We start from the raw sequence: 11,267 nt of genomic DNA, 5'->3' as shown, positions 1-11,267 counted from the left end.
CTATTCCATAGAATATTTCATTTAGGTAGGTTAAGTAGGGTAAATGCACGGCCGGTTAGGTTGTTTAAAGAATAATATTTGGGTTTACGAAACCCCGAATATATAATGGATATTTTTATTAACCAAAACGCATGCGAAATAAAGGACGATCAATAAAATACCAGTGTAGGTATAAATTATACTTATTTATGGATGGGCATAAGAATGTGAGGCAATGCTCAATACTTAATGAAGTATTTTATTATCTTTTTAAAAACATCTGTTAATCAGTATTTTATGCATAGCAAAAGTGTTAATTGGGGGAGCAGATGTTCAAATAATTGGATTCAACCTTGATGTAACTATTTTAATATGAATTTATTTATCAAAATGTTTTTTTTGGCTCTTTGTATTTCTGGATTCCAAGGATTTTGTCAGGTCAACCGGAGTCAGGCAAGCAACTATCAGGGACAAAAAACTTCGTTTCACAACTATGCCTCTAACTACCAGAAAGGATTTGTACAACTACTAGATGGTACTCGACTTGAAGGAGAAATATCAATTATAGGAAATTCTTATGAATACCTATATGGGGTGAATATTAAGATGCAGGATGGGACCAAATATAAGTTTCCACTCCGGAGTCTTATCGAATTTGGGCTTTCAGAAAATCTGATTAATGATACTCCGGGAGAGTTCTCGTGGTACACAGTTGACAAAGTGAAATTAGGATCCAATACGGGAGCACCTCCCAAGCCTAGCAATACCAGAAAAGGAAGTACTGATTTTGGGTATGTCGTGACTAAAGAAGGGAAGACTTATCAAGGGAAGATTAACATCAAAGAGGTAAGAAAGAAAATCATTCAAATTGATGTGAAAACGCCAAGCAAGGAGAAATTTAAATTTGAAGCTAGTCAGCTATCCAATTTTGGTGTTGGCTTGAGAAATAATGATAGAGTAGCCGATGTCGATGTCTCAAAGAGGTCTAATAATAAGGTTCCATATTATGATGATAATATGTTAAATACCAGTTGGTTAAATGATAATGTAAATGGATATGTGATTGATGCTGATGCACGAAAAATTATGGGAAAGATTGGGATATCCACCTCTCCGAATCTATGGTTTATTAGACACATTACACTTACAGAACCCAACGGCGAGACCTCATATTTCAGTCCGTCTGATATGCTTAAAAAAATCGTGAAAGTGAACGATGGCGTATCCAAAGAATATATCTACTTCGAAGGCGAATATGTGGAAGTCCTTCATCGAGACGGATGGTTGGTGCATTTTCGAAACCCTCATCCGAAGACGTTAAGTGTTGGGGGGGATTTGGCCAATGTAGTGACAGGTGCTGCAATGGAGAGTGCAGATCAGGATTTGAGAGCTGCTGGGGGAAGTATTACAAAGAATGACAGGCCAAATAAAGATGTAGACTGGACGTCTGAGGAAGTTATAAAATTGTATGCTCAGGAATTTTTGCTGCTGAATGAACTCACAGGTAAATATGCCATGTATATTCCGGGTAGAAAATATTGGCAGATCGAAGGAGACTTGATGGGTAGCTTGCACTACTTGAAACTTCCTAAGGAAGGCCAGGATGCTCTTAGAAAAATGGAGAAACCATCAAGGACGATGTACTACCTTAATGAAAAAATTTACAGCCGATAATCTGATTTGTATGACACCAGAAGACAAGGCATTCATGCAAGCAGCCATTAAAATGTCCGAAGACAATGTCATTTCGGGAAATGGTGGCCCATTTGGAGCGGTAGTGGTGAAAAATGGAAAGATAATAGGACGAGGGTTCAATCGGGTGACTGCTACCAACGATCCTACAGCCCATGCCGAAATAATGGCTATAAGAGAAGCCTGTGCTCATCTCAAAAATTTCCAACTAGAAAACTGCGAGATCTATACAAGCTGCGAACCCTGTCCGATGTGCCTGGGTGCAATCTATTGGGCTAGACCAGCGAAAATATTCTATGCTAACTCCAAAGAGGATGCCGCTGATATCAATTTTGATGATCAGTTTATTTACGAAGAATTAGAGCGACCTATAGAGAAGCGCCGTCTATTCACCCAACAAATGATGCGTGATGAGGCATTGCAGGCTTTCAAACTGTGGGCAGATAGTACCAAAAAGATTGATTATTAGTGTTCCAGTGTTCTGTACAGTATTTTTCTAGCGTTGTGTTTTCGCAGTTCCGCCTGTATGTCACCGATCATACCCATGCTTACCTTCTCATCGGCGCGTAGCATTACAATCATTTGATCCTTGTAGTTTTCTCCTAGATCAGATTTTTGTTCTTGTACCCATCGTCCAATCTGAGGGATCGAGATGAGTTTGTTATCTGCTGAAATCCGCGGAGATGAGCCTAGTTTTGTGTCTTTAGGAAAGCCTACGAAGAGTTCTTTGATTAGAAATTTTTTCTCTACTGAGGTGATCGCCTGAGCTTTTGGAATCTTGATATCTAGATTGTCTTGTTGTATTTTGATAGTAGCTGTGACCATGAAGAAGAAGAGTAGTAGAAATACAATGTCAGGCATGGAGGCTGTAGAAATTTCTGATGTCACGAGCGATTTTTTCCGTATTTTCATAGATTTTTGATTTTGTCTGGTTCAGCTATTGATATATTCATTGGGAGGTTTTGCCTTGCTTTTTCGTAGAGTAATCTGTCCTTCTTTTTATTCCGGTTTAGCGCCCTAAATTCGCTTGAGGTCAGTCCAACCTGCTCTCCGTACATCTGATAGTACGATTCTTTGATTCTGTCCAGGACGGTAATAAATGTTGCATATTCTGCTCCACGCTGGGTTTTTATTGATATGATAGCTTTTTGTGGGTTTTCAGCCAGATTGGGATCTGAATTGGGATTCACTACGAAATTTTTGATTTCATCTTCCAATCCATTAAGATCAGATCTTACTTCTCCTTCAATCAAATATTGATTGTGCGAGTTGATTAACACCTTGAATAAATTTCTCTTTCTGACCGGCGCATCCAAAGGTTCTAAGTCAGGAGGCAGCTGCATCATAAGCCCTTTTTCTTGTAACAAACTTGTGCTGACCAGAAAAAAAATAAGCAATAGAAAAGCGATGTCGGCCATGGACCCTGCGGATACTTTTGGTTCTAATTTGGGCTTTTTTAGTTTCATGTTTTTTAGTTGTTAAATCCAGATTGTATGAAAAGTCACAATTAAACCTGAATTATGCATTAGGAATCGTGATGAAAGCTATAAAGCGTAAAGAAAGAGTCACTTATATTGAAGAGGCATAGCACCGCAATGGTGATTCAATAAATATATGTTAAGAGTCTATTTCAAAGTGCTTTATGATTGGAATAGATTTTCTAACGCATATTTCAGGTTAAAACACCAAAATATTTTGCATCAAATGGCCGACTGTGGCATATAATCAAGAATTCAGAGAAAAGTCAGGAAAAAAATTCTATCCAAATCTTATGAATGTTTAGCTTGATGGGATCATGAAATTATCTTTGAACTTTAACATCCCCATTCATGAAAAAAATAATGCTGGTATTAATTGCAACAATGGTTTTCGGCGCCTGCTCCGACGAAAAGGAAGAGAATACTACGGCTACCAAATGGCGAGGAAGCTGGACTCCCCGCTATCCCAATTTATATCATGACGGGGAACCGGTAGAGGGCGAAAATTTTATAGTGTATAGTGATAAGTCCAGTCAAACGTGGCGTAAAGAAGTAGCTGTAAAGGCTGAAGAGTCACTGTCAGATATAATGACCAGGTTTGATTTAAAATCCTCTGATTTTGACTTTGTTCCTCTTCAGGACGAAAGGAAAATTCATATCCTGACTAACTATGATCAATGGAATATTGCTTTAGCCTATCGTGATGGCATTATTATTCGATCAAAGGATGGCCCTAATTTTTTCGGTGATCATCAAACCTGGCAATATGTATTCCAACATGAAATCACTCATGTGATTGAGTTTTTGCTCATAGGCACTCCTAGTCATAGCAATTCTAGTTCTGTGTGGATGAGGGAAGGCTTCGGGAACTATGGCGCCAGAAATCATCGCATTCAGTCTGTAGAAGAATTGGAGGCTTGGCGTGAAAAAATGAAAGATGTCGAAGGCGAAGGAAATCCTATTTCCATCGTGGGATGGTCCGATTTTCCGGAATCAGTAGTGAGCGGTGGGACGACTGGAGAATATTACGGGTTCTTTGAACTTGGGGTCCGTTATATTTTAGATGAAGAAAAAGGGAATGGCACTAATATCGATAACCTGAAAGCATACTTCGAAGACATTGGAGATGGCGTATCCTATAAGGCGGCTTTTCTAAAGCACTTCAACATGGATGCAGATGAATTTCGGGACAACTATTGGACAATCATGAAGGAGTATTTAGAGCAGCCTGAATAATCAACAACATACTTTGGCGAAGATTTGCCGCTAGCTAAGAATTATACGAATCTACTTTTTTCATAAAACTGGTGCGATAGGAGGCGCTTATCGCAATTTTCTGATCAGCGATATAGACTCTGTTGTCTTCAATCTTATCAATTTGACGAATGTTGACTAGATAGGAGCGATGTACCTGCACGAACTTAGCAGTTGGCAATAGGTTTAGCGCCTCCTTTATGGAAGATCGCACCATAAGCTTTCCATGCCGGGTGAAATAGCTCACATAGTTGCCATCCGCCTGCACATAGTACAAATCATCGAAAACCAGTCGCTGCTTCTGTGTACCAGTGTTGACAAATACAAAGTCCTGATCGCCAGCAGTAGTAGCTTTTAGTTTCTCCTGTACCTTACTGATAGCTAGTGCAAACCTTGGGAAATCGAAAGGTTTGAGCAAGTAGTCCACAGCCTTCACTTCATAGCTTTGCATAGCATATTCACTGTGTGCTGTAGTAAAGATCACATGCGGTTTATTGTCAATGGCATTAAGTAGATCCAGGCCGCTCAGATTGGGCATATTGATATCTAGAAAAACCAGGTCTATCGTATTTTCATTGAGATAAGAAATAGCCTTGAACGGATCAGTAAACGACTGCTTCAGGATAACAGAATCGATTTTGGAAATATGGCTTTTGATAATTTCCAAGGCCTTTGGCTCGTCGTCGATGGCTATGCAGCGGATCATGTGTCTAGATTTATTTCAAGTTTTACTGAAAAAGTATCCGGGTGATGTGAGATCTCTAAATGATACCTTTCAGCATAAAGGAGCTCCAGTCGGTTTTTGACATTTTCAAGGCCAATTCCGGTATTATCATCTGGTGATGCCACTTGTGAAATGCTATTTTTCACGATGAGTAGCAGGCTTGATTTATCAAACTTCATTGCAATATCTACAAAGTTGGGCTCAATAGGACTGTGGCTATACTTAAAGGCATTTTCAATGAAGGGAATAAGCAATACAGGGGCAATTTCGATGCCGTCCGTAGATCCTTCCACTTCAAAATTAATAGTGGTCTGCTTGGTGGCTCTCAAGCGCTGCAAATCCAGATACTTTTCAATGTAGTTTACTTCTTTGCTCATCGGAATGAGCGTGGCCTGAGAGTCGTGAAGATTGTATCGCATCAGGGTACTGAGTTTGACAATGCCATCGGCCGTTTTTTCGCTTTTTTCTTCCAGTGCCAGCGCATATAAACTATTGAGGGTATTAAACAAGAAATGTGGATCCACTTGAGACTTGAGAAATGCCAGTTCCATGGCCAGACGCTCAGCTTTCAAGCGATCTATTTCTCCGATGTTCAATATCCAATCTTTGGTGAATTTATACCCAAAGGAGAGCAGCAGGGCTAATGAGCAATAGGAGTAGAGCGACCGATCAGCAAATGGATTCAATGAAAAAGTCTGGGAGAAGCCAAAGAGTATATTATCGTGTTCGAAATAGGCGATGACCAGGGCTCTGATAAATTCTATCAGGACGAGGAGAACAACCAATCGTATGAAGTAACCAAGCCATTTCTTTTTTCTCAAATAAGTTGGAATTAACCATAGGGAATTGATATAAAATACGATTGGTAAGGATAGAAAAAAAAGCCTTAGATAGTGCTTTGGAAAACGGTCCCAAAATGTACCCAATCCGAATTCAGACCAAAAGAGGTAAAGACTCAAAAAAAATAGGTGAATTGCGGTCTCTCTATGCCGCCATAAATTAGATCTAAGTGTCTGCCAAGTCATTTTACAAAATAGCCATTTTGGTTAACTAATTATAGCGATTTAAAATTATCCTTGAGATTTGCGTCTAGCAACAAATGCTCCGGATCGATGGCCACTCGACTCGGCCGTTGGCTCAATGTCAAGGTGAGTTTATTTTCGGTTTCTGAAATCTTGTATTTCTTGCGATGAATAATTTTTAGATTTCCATTTTCCTCAGAACTATAGGCAACAATCTCGATATAATCGGCCAAAGGAAGTGTCATCACCTCGTCGGCTACTTTAGGTGCTGCGGTGGTCTGATAGGTACGAATACCCTGAGCTCCACTGTTATATTTGCTCACCTTGAAATCAACTGTTGCTTCGAATGTACCATCATCTAGTGCAGTGACTTTGACCTCTTCAATACTATTGTCGTATAAAACGACCTCTTCAAATAAGTCCGAGACCAAATATTGAAGACTATCCGGTATTTCATTTTTCAAGACCTTTAGAAAATCAATGGAAGTGGTGTAGGGAGCTGACTTGAACCTTACTTGATGCAAGTATTTTCGTAGGATCTGATTGAAGTGATTCTCACCCAAATACTCACTCAGCGCATACAGTGCAAGAGAACCTTTCTGGTAGGGAACATGAGCTTCATCCTGCCCATTGTTGTAGATCAGCGGACTTTCTTTACCATTTACCTTTGCCCTTTGTTTCAGGTATGTCCTGAGCGATTGCTCGGTATACGCCTCTAGCATAGATAAGCCATATTCATGTTTTGTCACCTGCAGTGCTACGTATTCAGACATGCTTTCGGTGATCAAAGCATATCCTCTGGTGCCGGCTGGTATAGCCTGATGGCCCCACCACTGATGAGCTATCTCATGAGCGATTCCGCCATACAGTTTGTCAATATTTCCAACTTGATCAGTGTGCACATCTGCAACAAAACTCACTTCCGATAAGGGTAGAGTATTGGCGTACGACTGACCATAGTTGCCCAGTGATCTTGCGAATTCTACTATTCTAGCTTGTTTGTGCTGGTAAGGGGCAAAGTATTTGGAATTGTACTCCAGACCAGCTTTCAATCCGCGCATCATTCGATCGAGATTGTAAGTATGGCTGGGATGGTGGTATATTTCAAGCGCTACGCTGTCCTTGCCATGCAGCCATGTCTCCTTTGCAACGGCATATGTGCCAGAGTTGAATACATAGTCGTTGGTAACTGGCGAAGTAGATTGATAGTGAAAATATCTCCTGCCATCCTTAATCCAATCCTTCTGCAAATACCCTGGTGCGATTGCGATTTGATCCGCAGATGTGCTTACAATCGTCTCGAAGTTGATGAAGTCTGCGTCTTGTGATCTATACATATTCTGTCTGGCCAGACTATCAGTCGGATGAGGCATGTCGAGATCATCGGATTTGTATCCAATGCCTGGGGCAAACATGTGTGAGGTCAAAAATGTGCCATTCTGCTCAATGGGTGAATTTTTCTTGAATAGTGTGTTACTTACATTCTTCACTTCAAACTCGAAAATCATACTATCGCCCGGTTGAAGAGGTGTAGCCAATCGAAACAATTCCATGTTCTTAGTCTCATCCAGAGTCATCAGGACGGTAGATTGATCTACACAAGTAGTGTTTACATCAGATCGATAATTTATAATCAGCGTATCAATGGAAATATTAGACAAGTTGACCAACGTGTATTTTCCAACCACCTTAAAACTTCTTTTTTCAGGGTAAATATGCATATCAAGATATACGTCTGTAACACGTGGCTGAGTAAGAGAGGCATATTTTTCAAAGGAATCATTGCTTGCAGTCCTGGTCAGGCTGAGGTCGGTTTCACCACTTTCTTGTCCTGCGTGAATTATATATCCCATGCTTATGAATGCCGCAGCTAGTAGTGCAAATACTAAACTCGAGTTTCTATTAAACCGATTGTAAGCAATTGAAAGCCTTGCCAAAAAATTTCCGGGAAATCCTCTAATCCATAGTGTCCAGGCACCAAATATCAAGAGCAAACCACAAAGAGTCCAATATGTTTTGTACAGGAGATAGGGTACCAGTCCAGCTCCATAACCGCTCATATCCGAATAAGAAAGAATAAAGCCAGGGTCTGGGTTTTGATTGAACTTGAGTAAATCAGTCTCAATCCCCAATAAGTGGAGTTCTCCAAATCCAGCGGCAGCTAAGATCAGAAGAAATAAGCCTATATACATATTGGTGACCAAGGTCTGAATGAAAATGGCAAGGAAGGCCCAAATCACGCAAGCCGTCAAGTTGATTACAAAAAGGTGAAAGAGATAAAGGCCTAGATTATATTCAAAAAATCCGTTGATGGTCTGGATCAGCACACCAGCTATCATGATCAATGAGAGCAGCACGATTTGCATTTTGATGATGGCCAGCACTTTGGAAATCAGTAGCACCCAATTGGGAGTTGCTGTGACATCCACCAACTGATTCATCTTGCTGTTTCGGGCGCGTTGGATTAGAATTCCGGCATAGAGGAAGGTAAGCAAGTGGACTACCATCAAAAAGAAGAAGGTAGGGAATAGCAACATCAACCAACTGACAGGCAGCAGTTTGGTGGCATACTGTGGGTTCATTTGCGCCAGCGTGAATAGCACCAGGAGGAATCCAACAACCAGTACGGTCATAAAGGTGCCGTTCTTAATGATATACAAAAAATCGATCTGCGATAGCTTCCAGCAAGATTTTAAATGATCAATAAAGGAGAACTGATAATTGGCCCTTGGAAGTGCAATCTTTGAGATACTACCAAAAGTTGATTTTCTTGATTTAGAGCGAGGACTTTTTCTCCATGAAAATATTGACCCAGAGTGACTAAACTGAAACCGACTATAGCCGAAATAGAAGATTGAGGCAGATAGCATTAACCAGAATATTCTATTGTAGATAATTAAACTTCTGAGTGGTAGACTTGAGGTGTTTTGCTCAACTACCGTCCACAAATGAGTATAGTATTGCACAGCCATTTGCCCAAAAGGGTCGAAAAGAGCGAGGAGATCTAATAGATTTAAACTGACGAATATTCTAGTGGAAATTTGCTCCAAGGCCACTAACACAAATACAGCAACAAATCCCGAATAGACACTTCTGGTCAGAATAACAACTGCAAAAATGATGGCTCCGAATCCTAACACATTGGGGATCAGATATACCAGATATTCATGCAAATAGACTGATAGTAGCGTGGGGCCGATCAGGCCAGGATTTACACTTGGTAGTATACTACCGATCATGCACCCCAAACCAATCATACTTGTAAGGAGGATCACTATAGTTGTCGAGCTTAGCCATTTGGCAAATAAGTAACTTGCTTTTGAAAAAGGGTAAGTATAAAGGACACTGTGCATCTCGCTTTTGAAATCCCGATAAACAGAGTGGCCAATGATCACAGGCAGTAAAAAAAGGATGAGTTCCTTGAATAAGCCAAAAATCTTATGGATGTTGATGGGTGAATTGGCCCATTTTAGCGGCCCGTTGGCGGTGGATATCTCATCAAAAGATCCAGCAAAACCAGTCATTAACCCAGTGGCCAAGGCTAGAAAAATAAAGGCATAGATATAAGTAGTCGGCTGCTTGAGCCAATATTTCAATTCATAGAAGTAGATGACACTCAACATAGTATTTGAATCTTAGTTGTGGGTATTATTTACATTTTGTAAGGCGATGAAGTACACGTCGTCCAACTGGGGAGTGGTCGGTTCGAATCCTTCTGATGGCTCAGAGGCATGTACCCTAAGATTGATGGAGTGATCTGTGTTGTAGTTGGACGATAATACATTGTATGTCGCCTCTGATTCTTCTAGCTCTGCTCTTGAAATCTGTTTGAGCCAAATCAGTCCTTTTATCTCATCTAAGCAATTGGTAGGGGTGTCATGCTTGAGAACCTGTCCACCGTTGATGATCGCCATATCGTTGCAAATCTCCTTCACGTCGTCTACGATATGAGTGGAGAAAATGACGGTATTCTCTGTACCTATCTCTCTTAGAATATTTAGAAAACGAGTACGTTCGGCAGGATCAAGCCCCGAAGTAGGTTCGTCTACAATGATTAGTTTGGGGTCGTTGAGCAGCATTTGAGCAATTCCAAAACGCTGTTTCATTCCACCGGAATAGCCACTTACGTGCTTTTTTCGAACGTCAGTCAGATTGGTTAATTCCAGTACTTTCTCGATCAGTATTCTTCGTTCTTTGCTGGAAGACACTCCTTTGAGAATTGCGAAGTAGTCTAGTAGATTGTTGGCGGATTCTTTAGGATATACTCCAAACTCCTGAGGAAGATATCCAAGAACTTTCCTCAGCTTCATCGGATCACTGAGGACATCTATGTCATTGAAACTGATCTCGCCGGTATCGGGAAGCTGAAGCGTAGCAATCGTTCTCATCAGTGATGACTTGCCAGCACCGTTGGGCCCTAGCAATGCAAACATGCCAGCGCCCATGTCCAGATTTAATTGATCTATGGCATGCACACCGTTAGCATAGGTTTTTGAAAGATTTGAAATACTAAGAGACATATCAGAATGATTTAATGTTTCAACAAGCTTAGTATCCAATGGTTAATCTCTAAAATCAATGTGATGAAATGCCATAATCATGATGTGTATGACAGCAATACTGGGATAAAATGATGGCTGGTATTTGTGTGTAGGTTTTGAGATGTAAATATGATCTCTACGAACACAGATACTGTTTTGAATGGAATATTATTTTACTGGCAAAAGTAAATTTAATATATAATTATTATATTACAGGCAAATGTAAATTTAATAATAATGGAAAGATTGCATCTGGGAGAGTTTGAAGAGTTGGTATTATTGACGGTAGGGGTATTGTATGAAGATGCCTATGCTGTTGCCATCACCAAGGAAATATCTCATCAGTCCAAACGCTCTGTCAATGTAAGCGCGGTACACAAATCTCTGTACCGATTGGAGGAAAAGGGCATGTTGAAATCTCACCTCGGAGAAGCGGAAGCAAAACGAGGGGGCAAAAGAAAACGGCTGTTCTCGATTACACCGGTTGGTAAAAAAGCACTGGATGATTCGATGGAGCTGAGAACCAAATTGCGCAACCAAATTCCTGACATGGCCTTCAATTGGAAAATCAGCTGAT

The 11,267-nt window shown here is 40.4% G+C and carries 10 protein-coding genes; 4 read left to right on the top strand and 6 right to left on the bottom strand.

Going from position 1 to position 11,267, the window contains the following annotated elements:
- Nucleotides 1-351: 351 nt before the first annotated feature.
- Together ABJF11_RS12075 and ABJF11_RS12070 are read left to right on the top strand one after the other, a co-directional pair.
- Nucleotides 352-1,653 (top strand): hypothetical protein, encoded by a 1,302-nt coding sequence (locus ABJF11_RS12075; RefSeq protein WP_348120115.1) that lies wholly within the window; start codon nucleotides 352-354, stop codon nucleotides 1,651-1,653.
- Nucleotides 1,631-2,140 carry a nucleoside deaminase gene (locus ABJF11_RS12070; protein ID WP_348120114.1) on the top strand — a complete coding sequence of 170 codons (510 nt, stop codon included), beginning with the start codon at nucleotides 1,631-1,633 and terminating at the stop codon, nucleotides 2,138-2,140. Before ABJF11_RS12075 ends, ABJF11_RS12070 begins: the two co-directional genes overlap by 23 nt.
- Here ABJF11_RS12070 and ABJF11_RS12065 read toward each other — a convergent pair.
- Both ABJF11_RS12065 and ABJF11_RS12060 read right to left on the bottom strand, forming a co-directional pair.
- Nucleotides 2,137-2,583 carry a biopolymer transporter ExbD gene (locus ABJF11_RS12065; protein ID WP_348120113.1) on the bottom strand — a complete coding sequence of 149 codons (447 nt, stop codon included), beginning with the start codon at nucleotides 2,581-2,583 and terminating at the stop codon, nucleotides 2,137-2,139. The two genes, ABJF11_RS12070 and ABJF11_RS12065, sit on opposite strands and share 4 nt — an antisense overlap.
- Complete coding sequence (locus tag ABJF11_RS12060) at nucleotides 2,580-3,137, bottom strand: biopolymer transporter ExbD (protein WP_348120112.1); 558 nt, start codon at nucleotides 3,135-3,137, stop codon at nucleotides 2,580-2,582. Before ABJF11_RS12060 ends, ABJF11_RS12065 begins: the two co-directional genes overlap by 4 nt.
- A 363-nt stretch (nucleotides 3,138-3,500) precedes the next feature.
- On the opposite strand from ABJF11_RS12060, the gene ABJF11_RS12055 reads away from it, so the two are divergent.
- Complete coding sequence (locus tag ABJF11_RS12055) at nucleotides 3,501-4,385, top strand: hypothetical protein (RefSeq protein WP_348120111.1); 885 nt, start codon at nucleotides 3,501-3,503, stop codon at nucleotides 4,383-4,385.
- Nucleotides 4,386-4,419: 34 nt separating this feature from the next.
- Here ABJF11_RS12055 and ABJF11_RS12050 read toward each other — a convergent pair whose 3' ends face one another.
- The 4 genes from ABJF11_RS12050 to ABJF11_RS12035 form a co-directional block, all read right to left on the bottom strand.
- The gene (locus tag ABJF11_RS12050; RefSeq protein WP_348120110.1) at nucleotides 4,420-5,109 is read right to left on the bottom strand and encodes a LytTR family DNA-binding domain-containing protein; all 690 of its coding nucleotides are present in this window, start codon (nucleotides 5,107-5,109) and stop codon (nucleotides 4,420-4,422) included.
- Entirely contained in the window at nucleotides 5,106-5,948 is an 843-nt protein-coding gene (locus ABJF11_RS12045; protein ID WP_348120109.1) for a histidine kinase, read from the bottom strand. The genes ABJF11_RS12050 and ABJF11_RS12045 overlap by 4 nt, the downstream gene beginning before the upstream one ends.
- Nucleotides 5,949-6,181: 233 nt before the next feature.
- Nucleotides 6,182-9,772, bottom strand: a complete 3,591-nt coding sequence (locus tag ABJF11_RS12040) for a M1 family aminopeptidase (RefSeq protein WP_348120108.1) — start codon at nucleotides 9,770-9,772, stop codon at nucleotides 6,182-6,184.
- A 12-nt stretch (nucleotides 9,773-9,784) separates the two neighbouring features.
- On the bottom strand, nucleotides 9,785-10,669 hold the full coding sequence (locus ABJF11_RS12035) for an ABC transporter ATP-binding protein (protein WP_348120106.1): 885 nt from the start codon (nucleotides 10,667-10,669) through the stop codon (nucleotides 9,785-9,787).
- A gap of 258 nt (nucleotides 10,670-10,927) precedes the next feature.
- On the opposite strand from ABJF11_RS12035, the gene ABJF11_RS12030 reads away from it, so the two are divergent.
- Nucleotides 10,928-11,266 carry a helix-turn-helix transcriptional regulator gene (locus ABJF11_RS12030; RefSeq protein WP_348120105.1) on the top strand — a complete coding sequence of 113 codons (339 nt, stop codon included), beginning with the start codon at nucleotides 10,928-10,930 and terminating at the stop codon, nucleotides 11,264-11,266.
- Nucleotide 11,267: the final 1 nt, after the last annotated feature.

It is taken from the genome of Reichenbachiella sp., assembly GCF_039941815.1.
Taxonomy (GTDB): domain Bacteria; phylum Bacteroidota; class Bacteroidia; order Cytophagales; family Cyclobacteriaceae; genus Reichenbachiella.
The sequence above is the reverse complement of the archived record's forward strand: the minus strand, read 5'-3'. Positions and strand labels throughout refer to the sequence as shown.

Coding starts and splice junctions, on each gene's coding strand:
- ABJF11_RS12075 (WP_348120115.1), top strand. CDS start 352: ATGAATTTATTTATCAAAATGTTTTTTTTGGCTCTTTGTATTTCTGGA.
- ABJF11_RS12070 (WP_348120114.1), top strand. CDS start 1,631: ATGAAAAAATTTACAGCCGATAATCTGATTTGTATGACACCAGAAGAC.
- ABJF11_RS12065 (WP_348120113.1), bottom strand. CDS start 2,583: ATGAAAATACGGAAAAAATCGCTCGTGACATCAGAAATTTCTACAGCC.
- ABJF11_RS12060 (WP_348120112.1), bottom strand. CDS start 3,137: ATGAAACTAAAAAAGCCCAAATTAGAACCAAAAGTATCCGCAGGGTCC.
- ABJF11_RS12055 (WP_348120111.1), top strand. CDS start 3,501: ATGAAAAAAATAATGCTGGTATTAATTGCAACAATGGTTTTCGGCGCC.
- ABJF11_RS12050 (WP_348120110.1), bottom strand. CDS start 5,109: ATGATCCGCTGCATAGCCATCGACGACGAGCCAAAGGCCTTGGAAATT.
- ABJF11_RS12040 (WP_348120108.1), bottom strand. CDS start 9,772: ATGTTGAGTGTCATCTACTTCTATGAATTGAAATATTGGCTCAAGCAG.
- ABJF11_RS12035 (WP_348120106.1), bottom strand. CDS start 10,669: ATGTCTCTTAGTATTTCAAATCTTTCAAAAACCTATGCTAACGGTGTG.
- ABJF11_RS12030 (WP_348120105.1), top strand. CDS start 10,928: ATGGAAAGATTGCATCTGGGAGAGTTTGAAGAGTTGGTATTATTGACG.